This is a genomic window from Curtobacterium sp. MCLR17_043, from assembly GCF_003224215.1.
Lineage (GTDB): Bacteria > Actinomycetota > Actinomycetes > Actinomycetales > Microbacteriaceae > Curtobacterium > Curtobacterium flaccumfaciens.
The window spans coordinates 237828-256581 of sequence record NZ_QKLH01000004.1; the positions used below are offsets into that span (position 1 = coordinate 237828).

The following is an 18754-nucleotide window of genomic DNA, read 5'->3' on the forward strand; positions in this document are numbered from 1 at the left end:
CGCCCGACGAGTCCTGACCACTCGGCGGAGCGGCGACGCGAGGCGCGGCAGACGCTTCGTGACCGCTGGGCGGTGCGGCCCGGGACGTGCGCGGGGACGGACGGGAGGCCCGGTGCCAGCTGGCACCGGGCCTCCTGTCCGTCGGGTGGGGGCGTCAGCCCGTGTTCTGCAGGCCGGCCGCGATCCCGTTGACGGTGAGCAGCAGGAGCCGGTGGTCGGCGTCCGTCGGGTCCGTGCTGCCGGACGTGCGGATGGCGCGCAGCGCACGGAGCTGCAGGTGCGACAGCGCGTCGACGTACGGGCTGCGGAGTCGCACCGCGCGGGCGAGGACGGGTCGGTCCTCGAGCACGTCGCTGCCGCCGGAGACGCGGAGCACCCAGTCGCGGGTGCGGACCATCTCGTCGAGCACCTTCGCGGCGAGGTCGTCGCGGTCGGCGAGCTCGAGGTACCGGCGGGCGATGTGCTCGTCGGTCTTCGCGAGTGACATCTCGACGTTCTTGATCATCGCGGCGAAGAGCGGCCACTCGGCGTACGCGGCGCGGAGCACGTCGACGTCGCCGACGGCCTCGAGCGCGGAGCCGAGCCCGTACCAGCCGGCGAGGTTGATGCGCGCCTGCGTCCACGAGAACACCCACGGGATGGCGCGGAGGTCCTCCAGCGACTCCACCGACAGGCCACGACGGGCCGGGCGGGAGCCGAGGGGCAGCAGGCCGATCTCCTCCATCGGGGTGACCCGGGCGAACCAGGGCGCGAAGCCGTCGGCCTTGACCAAGTCGTAGAAGGCGACGCGCGAGACGTCGTCGAGCTGCTGGGCGAGGTCGGCGAACCGGGCGGCCGCGGCGGCGGTGCGCGCCTCGTTCGACGGCGTCGACGCGAACAGCGTCGCCGAGGCCATCTGCTCGAGGTGGCGGGCGGCGATGTCCTGGTCGCCGTACTGGGCGAAGATGACCTCGCCCTGCTCGGTGAGCTTGAGCCGACCGTCGATCGATCCCGGCGGCTGCGCGAGGACGGCCTCGTTGGCGGGACCGCCGCCGCGGCCGAGCGAACCGCCGCGGCCGTGGAACAGGGTCAGTTCGATGTCGTTGTCTCGGGCCCAGTCGGCGATGCGGGCCTGGGCGTCGTACAGCGCCAGGTTCGCGGACACCGGGCCGACGTCCTTCGACGAGTCGGAGTAGCCGAGCATGACCTCGAGTCGACGGCCGGTCGCGGCGAGGCGTCGCTGGAACGCCTCGGTGCGGACGGCCTCGTCGAGGATGTCGACGCTGGCGTGCAGGTCGGCGAAGGTCTCGAACAGCGGGATGACGTCGAGCACCGGCGCGGCCTCGGCGGACCCGAGCGCGGCGACCGCGAGCTCGTGCACGTTCGCCAGGTCCGCCGGGGACTGCGTGAACGACACGATGTACCGGTTCGCGGCGCGGACGCCGTAGCGGGACTGCAGCCCGGCGATCGTGCGGAAGACGGCGAGGACCTCTTCGGTGGTCTCGCTGAGTTCGCCACCGGCGCGGATCTCCGCCAGGGCCGTGCGGTGTACCTGGGAGTGCTGGCGGACCTCGAGCTCGGCCAGGTGGAACCCGAAGGTCTCGACCTGCCAGATCAGGTTCTGCAACTCGCCGTTCGCCGGGCGGATCGCGCCGGCGGCGATGAGCGACGCCTGGATCGTGCGGAGGTCGGCCAGCAGCGCCTCGGGGCCGTCGTAGGCCAGCGGCGTGGTGCCGGTCCGGGTGGCGTCGATGCGCGCGGCGACGAACAGGAGCGCGCGGCGGTGGGTCTCGTTCGGTGCGCGGACGCCGATGCGCTCGGCGATGCCCGGGTCGAGGGACTCCTGCGCGGCGACGAGGGCGGTGAGGCCGGCGTCGGCGGGGGTGTCGCTCGCGTCGAGCGTCAGGGCGCTGCCGATGCGGGTGGTCGCGCGGGCGAGGCCGAGCAGGATGTGCTCCGCCGCGATCTCGGCGGCCTGGCGGGTGACGTCGGCCGTCACGTGCGGGTTGCCGTCACGGTCGCCGCCGATCCAGGTGCCGAACCGCACGAACGCGGGCGCGATCACGGGAGCGCGGCCGGCGTCGTCGCCCTGCAGCCGGTCGTCGAGCAGGCGGTAGACCTGCGGGACGATCTCGAACAGGGTCTGGTCGAACACGCTCATCGCGGTACGGACCTCGTCGAGCGGGGTCGGCCGGGTGGTCCGGAGCGGCGAGGTGCGCAGGAGGGTCGTGATCTCCTCGAGCAGGCGGCGCTCGTTCTCGGCGCGGGCCGTCGCGTTCCGGGCGCGGTCACGCTCGTCGATGAGGTCCGTGATGCGGCGGACACCCGTGGTGACCGCGCGGCGGCGGGCCTCGGTCGGGTGGGCCGTCAGCACCGGGTGGAACCGCAGGGTGCGGAGGCGCTCGGCGGCCTCGGCCTCGCCGACCTCGGCGACGAGCTCGGCGTAGGTGGCGGGGAACGAGTCGCCGGCCACGCCGCCGTCGTCACCACGCTGCCGGAGGACCCGCACGCGATGGTGCTCCTCGGCCAGGTTCGTGAGGTGGAAGTAGGTGGTGAACGCCTGTGCCACGGCCTCGGCGCGTTCGGCCGACATGCCCGAGACGATCGCCTGGGCACGCGCGGCACCCTCGGCGTGGTCGCCCTCGTAGGCGTCGATCACGGCGGCGCGCAACGACTCCACGTCGTGGAGCAGTTCGTCGCCCCCATTCTCCCGCAGCACCCGGCCGAGGAGGTTGCCGAGGTACCGCACGTCGGCGCGCAGGTCACTGTCGACCGCACCGCTGACGTCGTCCCGCGCGCGCTCGTGGCGTGCAGATCCGTCGATCGCCGTCATGGAGTCCTTTCCGGGTCGTCCGGGAGGCTGGTCCCGGGTCCCAGCAGCGTATCGGCACCCGGGGCGCATGACGTCGACCGTCCGGACGGACGCGGGGCGGGGTCCGGACGGACGCGGAGCAGGGTCCGCGCGGGGCCGGCGGTCCCGCGCGGGTCCGGGTTCGGAAGTGCCGGGGTGCTGCCGCCGCTGGATCAGGCAGGCACGGAGGCGCTGCCCGGCTCCTGACGGAACGGCGCACGGCGGGCATCGAGGCCGGCGAGCAGCCCTCGGTTCAGCTCGTAGGCGAGCTCGACCTCGGCGATCACCCGCTCCTGCTCGTCAGCCGTCCAGGGCGCGGCGTCGAGCTGGGCCCGGTAGGTGTGCTCGAAGTCGCTCGGGTCGGCGACCTGGTCGAAGATGTAGAAGAGGACACCGTTCGTGTCGAACCCGAACCGCTCGGCCAGCACCTGGCCGATCACGTGCCCGCCGGACACGTCGCCGAGGTACCGCGTGTAGTGGTGCGCCACGAAGCCGCCGGGCCACTCGGCCGCAACCTCGTTGAGGCGTCGCACGTACGCGGTCGTCGCGGGCAGCGGGCACACCAGCTCGGACCAGTCCGGGCCGATCAGGTACTCGAGGTCGGCACGGATCGCCGGCATCCGGGTGAGCTGCGCGGTGACGAACGGCGCCGCCACGGGGTGGTCGGCCATGGGTTCCGCCGCCCGCTCGAGTGCGTCGTACACGAAGGCGTACTGTCCGAGCAGGTCCGCGTAGTCGGCGACGTCGCAGTCGCCGCCGAGCAGGTCCTGCATGAAGCCGCTCGTGGCCGAGGCACCGTGCGAGCGCCGCGTGCGACGCCGCAGCAGCTCGGAGAACGGAATGACGGTCGAGTCCATGAGGTAAGGCTAACCTTAGTGATGCGCGCGTCAAGCAGGGATCACCCAGGTGACGCCGAACCCGCGAGAGGAAGCTCCCCCACGATGAGCTCGAAACCCAAACGCCCCCAGCACGTCTTCGTCGTCGACCGCACCGAACGGCTCTCGCCCCACATGGTGCGCGTGCACCTGGGCGGCTCGGCCTTCGAGGACTTCGTCGCCCAGGCCGACCCCGACCGACTCGGCTCGACCGACAAGTACGTCAAGCTCCTGCTCGCGAAGCCGTCGCTCGGACTGGTGCCGCCGTACGACCTCGAGGCACTGCGCGAGACCCTGCCGAAGCACGACCGCCCCGCCCGCCGCACCTACACGGTGCGCGCGGTCGACCACACCACGCGGACCATCGCGATCGACTTCGTCGTGCACGGCGACGAGGGCCTCGCCGGTCCCTGGGCAGCGTCCGCGCAGCCGGGCGATCGGCTCGCCCTGTCCGGGCCCGGTGGTGGCTACGCGCCCACCACGGACCCGGCGGTCACGCACGTGCTGCTCGGTGACGACAGCGCCCTGCCCGCGATCGGCGCGGCACTCGAGTCGATGCCCGACTCCGCCACCGGGGTCGCCCTGGTCGAGGTGGCCGGGCCCGCTGATGAGCAGGACCTCCGGCACCCGGCCGGGGTCGACCTGCGGTGGCTGCACCGGGACGCCACCGGCGCCCAGCCGGGCACGCTCCTGCTGGAGACGGCCCGCGGGCTGCCGCGTGCCTCCCGGCCGGTCCAGGTCTTCGCGCACGGCGAGCGGACCGCGATGAAGGCGATCCGTCGGCTGCTGCAGGACGACTGGGGGCTGGAGAAGCGCGAGATGTCGCTGTCGGCGTACTGGGCGCTCGGTCGTGGCGAGGACGAGTTCCAGGAGGAGAAGCGCGAGCCCGTCGGGGTGATCTTCACCGACTGACGGCGGCCTGCGTCCCCGTTCTTTCCCATGGCGGGCGCGATGGCTGGTGGGAACGGGCGTACCTGGTCGGTAGAACGGACCAGGTACGCCCGGTTCGACCAGGTACACCCGGCACGCCCGTTCTCGGTCGGTACACCCGGCGGCCGGGGCGGCCGGTTGTCGCAGGTATGCCCGTTCTTTCCCAGAACGGGCGCGATGGCTGGTGGGAACGGGCGTACATGGTCGGAAGAACGGACCAGGGACGCCCGATTCGACCAGGTACACCCGATTCGACCAGGGACGCCCGGTCCGCCCAGGGACGCCCGGTACGCCCAGCGCGCGCAGCGGCCGGGAGGCCCGGGGCACGTCGGTGGGTCGGGCTAACGTTCGGCGCATGGTCACCTCCTCGTGCTGCGTGCCTGGTTGCGCACGCGTGCTCGCGGACGGGCTCGCGGGCGTCCCCCTGTGCGGCGCGCACGTCGCGTTCGTCGCCGACCTCGCGGCCGAACACCCCGGCATCGAGGACGCACTGCCCGGCCCGTGCCCGGTGTGCGGGTCGAGGATCGGTGTGCGGTACCCCTCAGGTGTGGTGTGCGCCCGGTGCGAGTGGCGGTGGGGTGACGTGCCGGACGGCGACCTCGCTCCCCCTCGGGTCGATGTCGTCTACTACCTGCGGATGCGCGACGACTTCGGCGACCGCATCAAGATCGGCACGACGATGAACCCCCGGCAGCGGCTCGCGGCGATCCCGCACCAGGACCTGCTGGCGTTCGAGCGCGGTGACCGGAACCTCGAACGCCGACGGCACGCCGCGTTCGCCGCCAGCCGGTACCCGGGTACCGAGTGGTTCCGGGTCACGCCCGAGCTGCTCGCGCACGTCGAGGCCGTCGCCGCCGGGGTCGACGATCCGTGGGACCTGCACGCCCGGTGGACGAGCGAGGCGCTGGCGCTCCGCGGCTGACGTCTGCTGCTCAGGCGGCTTGCAGCATGCGGTCGGCGGTGCGGAGCGAGAGCGCCATGATCGTCAGCGCCGGGTTCGCGATGACCGCGCTCGGGAACACCGAGTTGTCGGCGATCCACAGGTTCGGGACGTCCCACGAGCGGCCGTCCTGGTCGACGACGGAGGTCTCGCGGTCCGTGCCCATCCGCGCGGTGCCGATGGTGTGCGCCGTGCGTTCGAGCACCCGGACGTCCTGACCGCCAGCGGCCTCGACGATGGTCGTCATCGTGCGGACCGCGTGGCGGCGGATCGCTTCCTCGTTCGACCCCGGGGTGAACGAGACCCGGGCACGTGGGACACCGTGCTCGTCGAGTTCTTCGGTCAGCTCGAGGCGGTTGTCGTCGTACGGCAGGCACTCGGCGTTGATGCCGACGCCGGCCGAGAACGGGTAGTCCTGCAGCGCCCGGACGAGCTCGGCACCGCGGAGTCCGCCGCCCCGGACCAGCGAGGTCGCGAAGGTCTGCGGCTGCACGCCCAGGCTCTGGATGAGGTAGCCGCCCGCGAAGTCGGCGTCCGCCGGTCGGACGAAGTCCTCGGTGATGATCGACGACGGGTACCCACGGTACGAGCGCATCGACTCGTCGAACCGCGCCCACACCTGGGTGGCTCCGTGCGCCGTGAAGTTCCGGCCGACCTGCCCGCTGCCGTTCGCGACACCGGTGTGCAGCAGCAGTCGCGGCGTCTCGACACCACCCGCGGCGAGGACGAGGGTCCGGCAGCGCTGGCGGTGCTCGCGCCCTTCGGCGGTGTACAGGACGGCCTCGACCCGTCCCGCCGCGTCGAGCTCGATGCCGTGCACGAAGGACTCCGGACGGATCTCGGCACCGAACGCCACCGCGGCGGGCAGGTAGGTCGTGTCCATCGAGACCTTCGAGCCGTTGCGGCAGCCCTGGTGGCAGGAGCCGCAGGACACGCAGGCCTGGCGCAGCCCGTGGTGCTCCTGGTGCCGGTCCTCGGTGGTCAGGCCGACCGGGGCGTCGGTCGCGGTGATCCCGGCCGCCGCGGTGCCGCGCATCATCATGTCCGACGAGGCGTTCCGGGCCGGCGGGCGCATCCGGTAGCGGCGGGACGGGTCCCATGGGTAGTGCTCGGGACCGGCGACACCGACGTCGTGCTCGACCTGCTCGATCCAGCCGGTGAGTTCCGCGTGGCTGATCGGCCAGTCCTGCCCCGCGCCGCTCTCGGTCCGCAGTCGCAGATCGTGCTCGCTCGGCCGCGGGGTGAACGCGCCCCAGTGCAGCGTCGACCCGCCGACGCCCGTGCCGCTGTTGTTCGGGCCGAAGGCCGTGGGGGCTCCACCGCCGCTCAGCCGCTCGTCCATCCAGTTGATGTCACCGGGGGCGGCGACCTCGTCGGGCACGTGGTCGCCCGGCTCGGTGTTGCGCCCGGCCTCGAGCGCGACGACCGTCAGGCCACGGCGGGCCAGCGATGCGAGGAGCGGTGCTCCCCCGGCCCCGGTGCCGACCACCACCACGTCGACGACGTCGTCCGTGCCGTACGTGCGTTGTCCGTCGAGTCTCATCGTGCAGCTCCGGTCGTCGGTGCGGTGTCGATCGTGGTGGCGGTGCCGGGGTCGGCGGGAGCCTCGGGTTCCCAGGCCTCGCGCTCGCCCGCAGCGAGCAGTTGGAAGCCCTGCTTGCGGACGCCGTCGCCGCCGTTCGCGTACCCGTCGAAGTCGATGGCGGCCATGGTGGCGGGGTGTGCGAGCCAGTGCTTCACGAGGTCGACGCTGGCGTCCTCGAACCACGCGCGCAGCTGCTCGGCGTCGAGGTCGCCGTCGGCGCGGTAGCGCCCGACAGCCACGGACTCGAGGGCCTGGTCGAGCACGCCGTCGCGGGCCGGTGCGGCGAGGACGTCGAGCGCGGCACGGTAGGCCTCGGCGTCCACCGGCAGGCCGTCCGGCCGCCAGCCGTCGCCGAGCCCCGCGGCCAGCTGCGCGTCGACCCGCAGTGCCAGGTCGACCTGGTCGGTGCCGGGCTGCGGGACGACGATCCGCGCGACCGCACGCAGGGTGTCCAGCTGCGTCGGCGTGAGCGCGTGGGGTGCGGCGGCCGGGTCGTCGGGCAGGGACCGCTGGGCCAGCAGCCCCCGCGTCCGGGCGCTGACCCGCGGCGAGGCGATCACGCGTGCGTGCTCCACGGGGACGACCGGCGATCCCGTGACCCGGCGTTGCCAGAATTCGCGGATGCGCTCGGCCACGGCCTTCGGCTGTTCCCAGGGCAGCAGGTGGGCGGCCCCGTCGACGACGTGGAGCTCGCTGTTCGGCCAGTGCGGCAGGGTCAGGCGGCGCTGGGCGTCGGCATCGAGGTCGCCGTCCTCGGCACCGGCGAGCACCAGGGCGGGCACGGGGTTCGGTGCGCCGTCCGACCAGTCCTCGCGGCTGCCGCGGGAGAGCCAGTCTGTCCAGGCCGCGGGGTCGGTCCGCTCGACGTCCTGCACCGCCGCGCTGTGCCGCGCGGGCGCCAGGGGTGCCGCGGTGTTGGCGGCGACGAACTCCGCGGCGTCCTCGGCACCGATCGGGCCACCGGCAGCCCACGACAGCATCGTCCAGCGGCGGTCGTCGTCCATCGGCTCGGGAGCGAGCGGGGACGCGGCGAGGAGCAGCACGGCCCGCAGTCCGAACAGGCCGTTCGCGCCGGAGATCGTGCGGTCGGCCACCACCGTGGCGACCTTGCCACCCATCGAGTGTCCGAGGAGCATCCACTCCGTCGAGCCACTCGCCCCGATCGCGCGCTCCACCAGGACGGCCATCTCCTCGACGGTGGTGCCGGACGACGACGGGCTGCGGCCGAAGCCGGGCAGGTCGATGCCGATCAGGTCGAGGTCGCCGAGGAGTTCGGCGCGCAGCAGCGCGAACTCCTCGGAACTCGCTCCGAGGGCGTGGAGACAGAAGACGGTGGTCACCATGTATACCTACCCGTCGCTCGCGACCGCTCCCAGCCGGGCCGTACCCCGCCGGGTCGTGCGTGTACCCCGATCGACGGCGTCACCGGGCGTACGCGTCGACGAACAGCGCGCCCCGGAGCTCGCGCAGGGTGTCCGCCAACCGGTCGACGGTCCGGCCGGAGATCCCCGAGACCTGGAGGTCGTACGGGCCGAGCGCGGGGAGCCGCCCGGTGCGGATGCGGACGACCTCCCACCCCACGGCGCGGACGGCGCGGTCCTTCTTCCGGTCGGTCTCCTGCCGCGGGCCGACGTGCTCGAGGCCGTGACGACCGGTGGAGTCGTACTCGATGGCGACGCGGAGCTCGGGCAGGATGATGTCCGGCCAGGCCTCGACGTGGTCGAAGAACGGGCGGTCGAGTCGGATGGCGGAGTGGTCGTAGGTGAACGCGAACCGCTCGGACAGCATGCCCCGGAGTTCGGCCTCGACCGCCGACGCCGTCGCCGGGGCGCAGACGCTCGTGAACGACTCACCCGACGGCAGCCGCGGGGTCTTCGGGCAGATCGTGCGGGGAACGGACTGAGCAGTCCGCCGTGGTGCACCACGGGCCGCCCCTGCCGAGCCGGCCGCGCTGGCGGACCCGGCGACGGGCCGACGGGACCGGGATCGGCTCGACGCGACGGCTCCGGCCGGGACCCCGCGCACCGGAGCCGCCGGCAGCGTCTGTCGTCCGGAACTCCGGACGACCCGCTGCGGCACGGGTACCGCCTGGGGCCAGTCCGACGGCAGCACCGGCCACCGCTGCGGCTGGGCCTGCACCGCGCACTCGGGGCACCAGACGGATCGCCGACGTTCACGGCCCGGGCGGGACCGCTGTTCGGACGGGGTCGCGACGAAGACGTGCCCGACGTCGCACTCCCAGGTGAGCAGGACCTCGGCAGCCGGGGGGACCTGGGTCAGGACGACGCCGTGGTTCCAGTCGGGGTGGTACTGCCGGATGAGCACCGGGTACGGAGCCCAGTCGGCGCGGAACTGTCCGACGGCGTACGGCACCGCTTCGCCGCGCGACCACTGTCGGCGGCGCCACCACGCATCGACGGGTTCGGCCACGCCCCCACGCTAGGAACGACCACCGACACCGCCGCACCACGCGGCGCGACCGACACCGCCGCACCACGCACCGCGACCGACACCGCCGCGGCACCACACCACGCAAAACCGCTCAGGAGGCCAGCGCGTGCTTCACGTAGGCGACCAGGGCGTTCGCGTGCCCGTGCCCGAGGCCGTGCTCGGCCTTGAGCCACCCGACGACCTCCATGTGCTGGTGGTCGTCGAGCCGGTCGGCGACCAGGTCGAGCCACTCCTGCACCGGGCGCCCGTACGTCGTCTCGATGCTCGGGAAGTACGACGCCGGACCCTTCACCTTGGTGCCGTCCGCCGGGGGCGCCGGGGCGGTCACACGATGCGCTGTCATGGCGCAACGGTAGCGCTCCGTCGGCCGTCACGGAACGTCACGCAGGACACCGTTCTGTGACGCCGCGTTGCGCCGGATGGCCGGGTGTTGCGCCGCGTGGCGGGGTGTTGCGCGAGGCGTTGTCGGCGGCGTCCGGCCCTCCTACGGTCGCGACATGACCGACACCACCAGGGCCCCGCAGTGGGAGGCGACCAGCGTCGACGACGCGGGCCGGACGACCGGGGCGAGCCGCGCCTCCAGGCCGGAGACCGCGACCATCGACGCTGCCGGACACGCCGCACTCGACCGTTCCGTCGTGCCGTTGCGGCACCCGCTGCGGTGGATCGCCGCGGCCCTCGTGCTCGTCGTGCTGCTGAACTTCGGCGAGACGCTGTTCACGAACGAGCAGTGGGGCTGGCCGGCCGTCGGCAAGTGGCTGTTCAGTCCGGCGGTCCTGACCGGCCTGCAGCTGACGCTCACCGCCACCGCGCTGAGCGCCGTGATCAGCTTCGCCGGCGGGATCCTGGTGGCCATCGCCCGGCTGTCGCACAACCCGGTCCTGTCCGGGCTGGCGTGGGGGTACGTGTGGCTGTTCCGGTCGGTGCCGCTCATCCTGGTGCTCGTCTTCCTGTACAACCTCGGGTCGCTGTACCCGACCATCGGCATCGGGATCCCCTTCGGGCCGCAGCTCGAGGTGCCGACCGCGAACCTGCTCGGGGACCTGGCGATCGGGGTCATCGGGCTGAGCCTCAGTGAGATCGCCTACGCGTCCGAGATCGTCCGCGCCGGGGTGCTCGCCGTCGACCACGGCCAGCACGAGGCCGCGCAGGCGCTCGGGCTCCCCCGTCGCCGGCAGTTCTTGCGGGTGATCATGCCGCAGGCGCTGCGGTCGATCGTCCCGGCGTTCGTGAACCAGGTCGTCGGACTGCTGAAGGCCTCGTCGCTGCTGTTCTACGTGTCGCTGCTCGACCTGTTCGGCGTGGTGCAGAACCTGTCGAGCACGTACCCGGGCGACATCATCCCGCTGCTCGTCGTCGCCACCATCTGGTACCTCGTGCTCACCAGCGCGGTCTCGATCGTGCAGTACTACGTCGAGCGGTGGACGGCCCGCGGGTCGGTCCGTGCGCTGCCGCCGACACCGTGGCAGCGGGTGCGGAGCGCGCTGCGGGGCGGCGGGACCGGACGTGGTCCGGGACGGCCTGGAGGCGCGGGTCGCCGCACACAGGCAGCCGCCGCCGAGCGCGCGGTCGCGTCCGGGTCCGCTTCCACCGTCGACGACAGGAGCATCTGATGAGCGCCGCCATCGCGATCCACGGAGCCGTCAAGGCGTTCGGGGACAGCGTCGTCATCGACGGCATCGACCTGTCGCTGCCGTCCGGCAGCGTGACCGTCGTCCTCGGCCCCTCCGGTTCCGGCAAGTCCACGCTGCTCCGGGCGATCAACCACCTCGAACCGCTCGACCGCGGGGTCGTCACCGTCGGCGACGAGCCCATCGGGGTCCGCCTGCGCACCGGCCGCGACGGGGTCCCCCGCTGGAAGGAGCTGCCCGAGCGGCACATCCTGCGGCAGCGTGCCCGGATCGGGTTCGTGTTCCAGCATTTCAACCTTTTCCCGCACCTCACCGCGCTCGAGAACGTCGCCGAGGGGCCGATCGCCGCCGGGGTCCCCGTCGCCACGGCCCGAGCCCGGGCACGGACCCTGCTCGATCGGGTCGGACTCGGCGACCGCGGCGAGACCCGGCCACGGCAGCTCTCCGGCGGGCAGCAGCAGCGGGTCGCGATCGCCCGGGCCCTGGCGCTCGAGCCGTCGGTCGTCCTGCTCGACGAGCCGACCTCGGCGCTCGACCCGGAGCTCGTCGGCGAGGTGCTCGGCGTCATCCGGTCCCTCGCCGAGTCCGGCACGACGCTCGTCATCGTCACGCACGAGATCGCCTTCGCCCGCGAGGTCGCCGACCACGTCGTGTTCCTCGACCACGGGCGGGTCGTCGAGCAGGGGCCGCCGGCCCAGGTGCTCGACCACCCGCAGCACACCCGCACGCGCGACTTCCTGTCCCGCGTCCGCTGACCCCTGACCCCCGATCCCCGCACGCACCCCAAGGAGAACCATGTCCACGACCACCCCGTCCCGCTGGCGCAACCGCGCCGGTTTCCTCGTCCTCGCAGCCGGCGTCGTCGTCGCCCTCGCCGGGTGCTCCGCGGGCGCTTCCGCCGACACGAGCGGCGCACCCGACGGCTCCGTCACCATCGGCGCCGCCTCGAACGGTGCGGCGAAGGAGACGACCGTCGAGGTCACCGAGGACACGAAGCTGCACGACGCGCTCCCCGCCGCGGTCCGGAAATCCGGCAAGCTCACGATCGGCGTGGGGGCCCTGCCCGCCGGGTTCCCGCCGCTCGCCTTCACCGGTGACGACCAGAAGACGATCACCGGTTCGGAGCCCGACCTCGGACGGCTCGTCGCCGCGAAGCTCGGGCTGCGCGCGGACGTGCAGAACGCCACGTGGGACAACCTGTTCGTCGGCATCGACAGCGGCAAGTACGACGCCGGGTTCTCGAACGTCACGGTGACCGAGGAGCGCAAGGAGAAGTACGACTTCGCCTCGTACCGGCAGGACAACCTGGCGTTCCAGGTGCTGGCGTCGAGCTCGCTGCGCTTCGACGGCGACCCGTCCGTGCTCGCGGGGAAGACCCTGTCCGTGAGTTCCGGCACGAACCAGGAGAACATCCTGCTCGAGTGGCAGAAGGAACTCCGGGCGAAGGGCGAGGACTTCACGATCAAGTACTACCCGGACGGCAACGCGATCAAGCTTGCGCTCGACTCGGGCAAGATCGACGCATACTTCGGCCCGAACCCGACGATCGCGTACCAGAACACGCAGAGCAAGGGCACCGCGAAGCCGACGAAGACCGCGGGCACCTACTCCGGCGCCGGCTCCTCGTTGCAGGGCCTCATCGCGGCGACGACGAAGGAGGGCAGCGGGATCGCGAAGCCCGTCGCCGCGGCGATCAACGAGCTGATCGAGGACGGCACCTACGCGAAGTGGCTCGCGGCCTACAACCTGTCGAACGAGGCCGTGAAGACGTCCGAGGTGAACCCCGAGGGCCTGCCGCTCGACAACAGCTGAACACGCGCGCGACACCCCCGTGACCGTCGTGGTCGCGGGGGTGTCGTGCGTGCGGGGCGCACCCGATGCGTGGGCAACGAGCGACGTCCCACCCGTCGAACGACAGGTGGGACGTCGGAACATGCGCACGCAGCGAGCTATCGCGCAGCCAGAGCGGACTCCCCCTCGACGACAGGCGCCGCCCACTCCGCGGCGAGCAGCTCGTAGGAGCGCACCCGGGCGTCGTGGTCGTGCGCGATCGTCGTGACGAGCAACTCGTCCGCTCCCGTGACCCGCCGGAGCGTCTCGAGCCGTTCCGCGACGTGTGCCGGGTCGCCGACGAACCTCGTCGCGAGCCGGTCCGCCACCGACGCCTCGGCCTCAGCGGGGAGCCGCAGCTCCCGAGCCTGGTCCGGGGTGGGGTACTCGATCGCCCCGACGCCGGAGCGGATCGAGTGCACCCACTGGGCGTACCCGAGCCCGAGCTCGTCCGCCTCGGCCGCGGTCGGCGCCACGAGCACGTCGGCCGACACGATGACGTGCGGCGCGTCGAGCACACCCGGGCGGAACGCGTCGCGGTAGGCCTGCACCGAAGCCAGGACCGTGCCCGGGGACGTGTGGTAGTTCGCGCCGTACGGCAGCCCGAGCGCGCCGGCGATCCGGGCACTCTCGCCGCCGGTGGAGCCGTGGATCCACAGCTCGACGGGTGCGCCGGAGGCCGGGGGCGCCTCGACGACAGCATCGTCCCGCGACCACGTGCCGGCGAACAGCCCGCGGATCAGGTCGAGTTCGCCCGCGAACCGGTCGACGTCCCCGGGCACTCGGCCGAGCAGTTCACCCTGCAGCGCGAACCTGCTGCCCGGCGCGATGCGGAACTCGAACGGCGCGGGGACGAGCAGGCCGTCGACGACCCGGTCGGTCCGCGGGGCGAGCGACGGCGGCTTCGGGGCGCCCGGTGCTGGTGCTCCTGAGCGGCCGAGCCCGAGGTCGATGCGCGGCCCGTACAGCGCGGCGAGCGTGCCGAAGGTCTCGGCGATCTGCAGCCCGCGGGTGTTGCCGACGAGTGTCGCGGCGCTGCCGACGCGGATCGAACTGGTGGCAGCGGCGACCGCACCGATGACGACGGTCGGTGCGCTGCCGGCCACGCCGGGGTTGAGGTGGTGCTCGGCGAGCCAGTAGCGGGCGTACCCGGCACGTTCCGCGGCGACGGCCAGGTCGACCGTGTTCGCCAGGGCCTCGGCGGGGGTCGACCCACTGCTCACCGGGACGAGGTCGAGGACGGAGAGCGGGACCCGGCTCATGCGAGCACCCGCTGCCGGTCGAGGACCCGTCCGGGCAGGTCGAGCGTCTGGCGGAGCGTCGCACCCTCGTCGTACGACTGGCGGTACACGCCGCGCTCCTGCAGCAGCGGGACGACCCGGTCGACGAACTCGTCGAGCCCGTACGGGTTGGTGTGCGGCACGACGACGAACCCGTCGGTGGCGCGCTCCTGCACGTACCGGTCGATCTCGGCGGCGATGTGTGCGGGCGTGCCGACGAAGCCGCCACGGGTCGAGGCGCGGATGACCAGGTCACGGATCGACAGGTGTTCGGCCGCGGCGAGGTCACGCCACGACTGCACCAGCGCGGGGACGTCGCGGGTGTGACGGACGCGGCCACGGGTGATGTCGGCGCCCTCCAGGTCCGGCTCGATCGAGGGCAACGGCCCGTCGACGTCGTACGACGACAGATCGCGGTTCCACACCTGTTCGAGGAACGCGATCGCCGTCGCCGGGCTGACCTGGGCGCGGCGGATCGCCCGGGAACGTTCCTCGGCCTCGTCCGCCGTGTCGCCGAGCACGAAGGTCGCGCCGGGCAGGATCAGCAGCTCGTCCTTCGACCGTCCGACCCGTTCGAGTCGCTCGGTCACGTCGCGGTAGAACGACTGCGCGTCGTCGAACTCGGTGTGCAGCGAGAAGACCACCTCGGCGTGCCCGGCGGCGAGGTCGCGGCCCTCGTCGGAGTCGCCGGCCTGCACGATCACGGGGTGCCGCTGGGGGCTGCGCGGCACCGGGAACGTGCCGGTCACGTCGAACTGCGGACCGTGGTGGTCGACGTCGTGGATGCGGGAGCGGTCGGCGAAGGCGCCGGCGGCCAGGGTCCCGGCGGCGCCCGACCCGTTCGCCACGATCGCGTCCGACTCCCACGAGTCCCAGAGCTCACGCGACAGCTCCACGAACTCCGCTGCCCGCGTGTACCGGTCGGCGTGGTCGAGGAACCCGCCGCGGCGGAAGTTCGCACCGTGGAACGCGTCCGAGCTCGTCACGACGTTCCAGCCGGCGCGGCCGTCGGTCAGGTGGTCGAGCGTGGCGAGCTGCTTCGCGAGCTCCACGGGCTCGTTGAAGGTCGTCTGCAGCGTGCCGACGAGACCGATGTGATCGGTGACGCCGGCCAGCGCGGCCAGGATCGCGAGCGTGTTCGGGCGCCCGACGACGTCGAGGTCGTGGATGCGTCCCTTCTGCTCGCGGAGCCGCAGCCCTTCGGCGAGGAACAGGAAGTCGAAGCACCCCCGCTCGGCGTTCCGGGCGAAGTGCTCGAACGACGAGAACGCGATCTGGCTCTCGGCGCGGTCGTCGCTCCAGACGGTGGTGTTGTTGACGCCCGGGAAGTGGGCGGCGAGGTGGACCTGACGCTTGACGCTCATGCTGAGACCCCCGAGGAGACGGAACCGACACCGGAACTGACACCGACACCGGTGACGGCAGGACGCGCGTACCGGCTGACCGCCGGCGCGATGCCGAGCCGCGTGCGCAGGTCGGCGGTGGGACGGGACGCCACGTCGGCGCGGAGCCCCGCGGTGACGAGCGCCGGGACGAGCTGCCTGGCGATGGCGGTCGAGTCGATCGGGATGCGCAGCGGACGGAGCCGGACGCCGGCGTACCCGAGTGCCCGCAGGTCCCCGATCCGTGTCACCAGGTCCGGCACCGTCGTCGCGAGGACGGACGTGTCCGACCCGGAGCCGACGGCGTGGGGAGCGCCCGCTGTCGCATCGAGCGCGGCCAGCTCGTCGGCGGCGGCCGCCGGCGACGACCCGATGAGCACCGCGAGGTCCGCGAGGACCGGACGACGGAGGTCGGACCCGGCCGCCTGCTCGGCGTCACGGACGAGTGCCAGCGCACCCCGATCCTCCAGGCCGTCGAAGCCAGGCGTGACCAGCACGACGTCCGCGGCGTCCACCGCGAACGCTGCCGCGTCGGAGCGGTGCGCGAGCGCGAACACCGGCGGCCTCCCCTGCGGCGACCGCGGCACGATCGACGCGCCGTGCACCGACACGAACGAGCCGGAGAACGCCGCTTCGTGGATGCGGTCGCGGTCGATGAAGCGGCCGGTCGTGACGTCGCGGATGATCGCGTCGTCGTCCCAGCTGTCCCAGAGGCGGGAGACGACCTCGGCGGCCTCGCGGGCCTCGTCGAACAACGTGGCCGCGTCGTCGCCGCCGGGGCGGCGGCCGAACAGCGCGGCCTCGCGGGTCGTCGGGCTCACCTGGATCCGCCATCCGGCCCGCCCCAGCGAGACGTGGTCGAGGGTCTGGAGGCCCGTGGCGACGTGGAACGGTTCGGTGTGCGTGACCGAGACGGTCGGCACCAGACCGATCGCGCGGGTCGCGGGGGCGACCGCGCTCGCGACCAGGAGGGCGTCGAGGCGGCCGACGACGGTCGATGTGTCGAGGTCGCCGTCGGGGTCGGTGGGGCCGGCGGTGAAGGAGTCCTCGAGGGTGACGGCGTCGACGCCGAGCCGGTCCTGCTCGACGACGACGTCGCGCCAGTGCCGGAGGCTCGTGAGGCGCTGTGCTGCCGGGCCGGCGGCGCGCCAGGCGGCGGGGTGCCAGCCGGCGCCCTGCAGCGCGGTGACGAGGGTGATGCGGTCGGGCACGGTCATGGGGCGACGCTAGGACGGTTCGGCCGAGCGGCGAAGCGGTGTTGCGGAACGTGACCGACGGTGTCGCCGTGTGACGCGCCTCGCACCGTGCGAGGATCGCCGGATGGTCTCGTCGTTCCTGACCCACGCGGAAGTGGTGGTCGACCCCGCGGTCCCGATCGAGTCGTGGGGGCTGTCGCCCGAGGGTCGCGTCCGGGCCGCCGCCGCACACCGGCTCGCATCGACACCGGTCTCCCGGCGGACCGTCTCGAGCACCGAGCGCAAGGCCGTCGAGACCGCCGACCTGCTCGCCAGCGCCGTCGGACTGCCGGTCGAGCACGACCCGCTGCTGGGCGAGATCGACCGGAGCGCGACCGGCTACCTGCCGCCGTCCGAGTTCGAGGCCGTCGTCGACGCGTTCTTCGCTGCACCCGAGCAGTCGGTCCGCGGCTGGGAGCGGGCGATCGACGCCCAGGAGCGAATCGTCGCGGCCGTCCGCCGGCACTGCGCCACCGGCGACGTCACGATCGTGTCGCACGGCGCGGTCGGCGCACTGCTCCTGGCCCACCTGCGCGGCGTCCCGATCACGCGCGCCCTCGACCAGCCCGGCATGGGCAGCGTCTTCCACTTCGACGCGCTCGCCTGGCGGGCGACCAGCGGCTGGAGACGCGTCCCCGCGACCTGACGGGAGGCGCGGGGCGGGGCCGCCACGGGCCTCCCGTCCGCCGCCTGCGCGGCCCGACCGCCCCGCCCGTCAGACCACGCGCGTCGCGCCCGTCACGGGGCCGGGGGCGGCGTCCTCGTCGTCGGCGTCGTGCAGGGTGCGCTCGGCCTGCCCGAGCAGGTGGTGCACGGCGAGGCCGATCGAGCGCGCACCGACGACCGCGACGAGCACGCTCAGCAGCGCCAGCAACGCGGTGGTGGGGATCCAGGCGGACGGCAGCGCGAGTGCCCGGAACCACTCCACCGCGGCGGTGGCGACCGCGGCGGCCGGGAACACGAACGACCAGAACCCGAGCGAGAACGCCAGGCGGACGTACCGCGGCAGCAGGGCCAGCTGCACGAGGACCATCAGGACGCCGAGGCCCGCGATGGCCTGCACGGGCAGGGTCACAGCGCTGTCGGTGAGGGCGAACACCGACAGGGTGGCGACCGCCGGCGGCGCGACCAGGATCGCCATCGTCGGCACGAGCGGCCCCGGCAGCGCCGGTCGGAACGCCAGCCGGATGAGCAGCAGGCCGGTCATGACGCCCCAGAAGAACACGCCGACGCCGAGGGCCGGCCAGGACAGCCAGCCGACGCCGACCTCGTGCGTGGCGACCGAGGCGACCAGGGCCGCGGCGACGGTCGGCAGCAGGTAGCCGCCGTGCACGGACTCCAGGGCGAGTCGACCCTCGAACCAGGTGCTCAGCAGCCAGGCGGCGAACCCGGCCGCGGTGGCCACGGCGGCGAGTACGACGACCTGCCCGGCGACGGGGGCGAACCGCGCCAGGTCGACGCCGAGCAGCATCGCGGTCGCGGGCACGAGCGCGGCGATCGGCCCCTGCGCCGGGTGGCGGAGCTGGTCGACGAGCCGTTCGCTGACGCGTGCGCCCCGGACGGCGTGCGCACCGAGCAGCCACACCCACGCTACGGCGGCGATCGCCCAGAACACCTGCGGCACCACGGTGGGCAGGTGCAGCACGGGGGCGGCGTACGACCACGTCTCGGCGAAGCCGGCGAGGCCGAACGGGACGGCGAGGGTGTTGAGCGGGATGCGGGAGGTGGGTCGTGGCATGGCTCCCCCATTCTCGTGGACGGGTCGGCTGCGCCGGTGCGCGGCTG

General features: G+C 73.2%; 16 protein-coding genes. 6 read left to right on the top strand and 10 right to left on the bottom strand.

Going from position 1 to position 18754, the window contains the following annotated elements:
* Positions 1-154: 154 nt before the first annotated feature.
* Positions 155-2812 (bottom strand): phosphoenolpyruvate carboxylase, encoded by a 2658-nt coding sequence (locus DEJ03_RS05945; RefSeq protein ID WP_110863871.1) that lies wholly within the window; start codon positions 2810-2812, stop codon positions 155-157.
* Between the two features lie 191 nt (positions 2813-3003).
* Complete coding sequence (locus DEJ03_RS05950; protein WP_110863872.1) at positions 3004-3687, bottom strand: heme oxygenase (biliverdin-producing); 684 nt, start codon at positions 3685-3687, stop codon at positions 3004-3006.
* Positions 3688-3771: 84 nt separating this feature from the next.
* Here DEJ03_RS05950 and DEJ03_RS05955 point away from each other — a divergent pair, with 84 nt between their 5' ends.
* Together DEJ03_RS05955 and DEJ03_RS05960 are read left to right on the top strand one after the other, a co-directional pair.
* Complete coding sequence (locus DEJ03_RS05955) at positions 3772-4617, top strand: siderophore-interacting protein (protein WP_110863873.1); 846 nt, start codon at positions 3772-3774, stop codon at positions 4615-4617.
* Between the two features lie 373 nt (positions 4618-4990).
* Positions 4991-5557: a GIY-YIG nuclease family protein gene (locus tag DEJ03_RS05960; protein WP_181422617.1), complete on the top strand. Its 567-nt coding sequence runs from the start codon at positions 4991-4993 to the stop codon at positions 5555-5557.
* Positions 5558-5567: 10 nt separating this feature from the next.
* Here DEJ03_RS05960 and DEJ03_RS05965 read toward each other — a convergent pair whose 3' ends face one another.
* From DEJ03_RS05965 to DEJ03_RS05980, 4 genes are all read right to left on the bottom strand, one after another.
* Positions 5568-7118: a GMC family oxidoreductase gene (locus DEJ03_RS05965; protein WP_110863874.1), complete on the bottom strand. Its 1551-nt coding sequence runs from the start codon at positions 7116-7118 to the stop codon at positions 5568-5570.
* Positions 7115-8500: an alpha/beta fold hydrolase gene (locus DEJ03_RS05970; RefSeq protein WP_181422618.1), complete on the bottom strand. Its 1386-nt coding sequence runs from the start codon at positions 8498-8500 to the stop codon at positions 7115-7117. Before DEJ03_RS05970 ends, DEJ03_RS05965 begins: the two co-directional genes overlap by 4 nt.
* A gap of 82 nt (positions 8501-8582) precedes the next feature.
* The gene (locus DEJ03_RS05975; RefSeq protein ID WP_110863876.1) at positions 8583-9590 is read right to left on the bottom strand and encodes a hypothetical protein; all 1008 of its coding nucleotides are present in this window, start codon (positions 9588-9590) and stop codon (positions 8583-8585) included.
* A gap of 112 nt (positions 9591-9702) precedes the next feature.
* Positions 9703-9954 (bottom strand): DUF4287 domain-containing protein, encoded by a 252-nt coding sequence (locus DEJ03_RS05980; protein WP_110863877.1) that lies wholly within the window; start codon positions 9952-9954, stop codon positions 9703-9705.
* A gap of 154 nt (positions 9955-10108) precedes the next feature.
* Between DEJ03_RS05980 and DEJ03_RS05985 the strand changes: the two genes are divergently transcribed.
* From DEJ03_RS05985 to DEJ03_RS05995, 3 genes are read left to right on the top strand one after another with little or no spacing between them, the layout of a single operon-like run.
* Positions 10109-11224: an amino acid ABC transporter permease gene (locus tag DEJ03_RS05985; protein ID WP_110863878.1), complete on the top strand. Its 1116-nt coding sequence runs from the start codon at positions 10109-10111 to the stop codon at positions 11222-11224.
* A complete protein-coding gene (locus DEJ03_RS05990; protein ID WP_110863879.1) occupies positions 11224-11997 on the top strand; it encodes an amino acid ABC transporter ATP-binding protein in 774 nt (257 codons plus the stop codon). Before DEJ03_RS05985 ends, DEJ03_RS05990 begins: the two co-directional genes overlap by 1 nt.
* 40 nt (positions 11998-12037) lie before the next feature.
* A complete protein-coding gene (locus DEJ03_RS05995) occupies positions 12038-13054 on the top strand; it encodes a transporter substrate-binding domain-containing protein (RefSeq protein ID WP_110863880.1) in 1017 nt (338 codons plus the stop codon).
* 137 nt (positions 13055-13191) lie between these two features.
* Here DEJ03_RS05995 and DEJ03_RS06000 read toward each other — a convergent pair whose 3' ends face one another.
* The 3 genes from DEJ03_RS06000 to DEJ03_RS06010 are packed head-to-tail and all read right to left on the bottom strand — an operon-like array spanning position 13192 to position 16951.
* Positions 13192-14334: an LLM class flavin-dependent oxidoreductase gene (locus tag DEJ03_RS06000; RefSeq protein WP_110863881.1), complete on the bottom strand. Its 1143-nt coding sequence runs from the start codon at positions 14332-14334 to the stop codon at positions 13192-13194.
* The gene (locus DEJ03_RS06005) at positions 14331-15716 is read right to left on the bottom strand and encodes an NtaA/DmoA family FMN-dependent monooxygenase (RefSeq protein WP_110863882.1); all 1386 of its coding nucleotides are present in this window, start codon (positions 15714-15716) and stop codon (positions 14331-14333) included. Before DEJ03_RS06005 ends, DEJ03_RS06000 begins: the two co-directional genes overlap by 4 nt.
* Positions 15713-16951 (bottom strand): LLM class flavin-dependent oxidoreductase, encoded by a 1239-nt coding sequence (locus DEJ03_RS06010; protein ID WP_110863883.1) that lies wholly within the window; start codon positions 16949-16951, stop codon positions 15713-15715. Before DEJ03_RS06010 ends, DEJ03_RS06005 begins: the two co-directional genes overlap by 4 nt.
* 103 nt (positions 16952-17054) lie before the next feature.
* Between DEJ03_RS06010 and DEJ03_RS06015 the strand changes: the two genes are divergently transcribed.
* Positions 17055-17615, top strand: a complete 561-nt coding sequence (locus DEJ03_RS06015) for a histidine phosphatase family protein (protein ID WP_110863884.1) — start codon at positions 17055-17057, stop codon at positions 17613-17615.
* A gap of 69 nt (positions 17616-17684) precedes the next feature.
* On the opposite strand, the gene DEJ03_RS06020 is transcribed toward DEJ03_RS06015, so the two are convergent.
* A complete protein-coding gene (locus DEJ03_RS06020; protein ID WP_110863885.1) occupies positions 17685-18707 on the bottom strand; it encodes a transporter in 1023 nt (340 codons plus the stop codon).
* Between the last annotated feature and the right edge of the window lie 47 nt (positions 18708-18754).

Coding starts and splice junctions, on each gene's coding strand:
- DEJ03_RS05990 (WP_110863879.1), top strand. CDS start 11,224: ATGAGCGCCGCCATCGCGATCCACGGAGCCGTCAAGGCGTTCGGGGAC.
- DEJ03_RS05995 (WP_110863880.1), top strand. CDS start 12,038: ATGTCCACGACCACCCCGTCCCGCTGGCGCAACCGCGCCGGTTTCCTC.
- DEJ03_RS05950 (WP_110863872.1), bottom strand. CDS start 3,687: ATGGACTCGACCGTCATTCCGTTCTCCGAGCTGCTGCGGCGTCGCACG.
- DEJ03_RS06020 (WP_110863885.1), bottom strand. CDS start 18,707: ATGCCACGACCCACCTCCCGCATCCCGCTCAACACCCTCGCCGTCCCG.
- DEJ03_RS06010 (WP_110863883.1), bottom strand. CDS start 16,951: ATGACCGTGCCCGACCGCATCACCCTCGTCACCGCGCTGCAGGGCGCC.
- DEJ03_RS06005 (WP_110863882.1), bottom strand. CDS start 15,716: ATGAGCGTCAAGCGTCAGGTCCACCTCGCCGCCCACTTCCCGGGCGTC.
- DEJ03_RS05945 (WP_110863871.1), bottom strand. CDS start 2,812: ATGACGGCGATCGACGGATCTGCACGCCACGAGCGCGCGCGGGACGAC.
- DEJ03_RS06015 (WP_110863884.1), top strand. CDS start 17,055: ATGGTCTCGTCGTTCCTGACCCACGCGGAAGTGGTGGTCGACCCCGCG.
- DEJ03_RS05955 (WP_110863873.1), top strand. CDS start 3,772: ATGAGCTCGAAACCCAAACGCCCCCAGCACGTCTTCGTCGTCGACCGC.
- DEJ03_RS05960 (WP_181422617.1), top strand. CDS start 4,991: ATGGTCACCTCCTCGTGCTGCGTGCCTGGTTGCGCACGCGTGCTCGCG.
- DEJ03_RS05985 (WP_110863878.1), top strand. CDS start 10,109: ATGACCGACACCACCAGGGCCCCGCAGTGGGAGGCGACCAGCGTCGAC.
- DEJ03_RS06000 (WP_110863881.1), bottom strand. CDS start 14,334: ATGAGCCGGGTCCCGCTCTCCGTCCTCGACCTCGTCCCGGTGAGCAGT.
- DEJ03_RS05980 (WP_110863877.1), bottom strand. CDS start 9,954: ATGACAGCGCATCGTGTGACCGCCCCGGCGCCCCCGGCGGACGGCACC.
- DEJ03_RS05965 (WP_110863874.1), bottom strand. CDS start 7,118: ATGAGACTCGACGGACAACGCACGTACGGCACGGACGACGTCGTCGAC.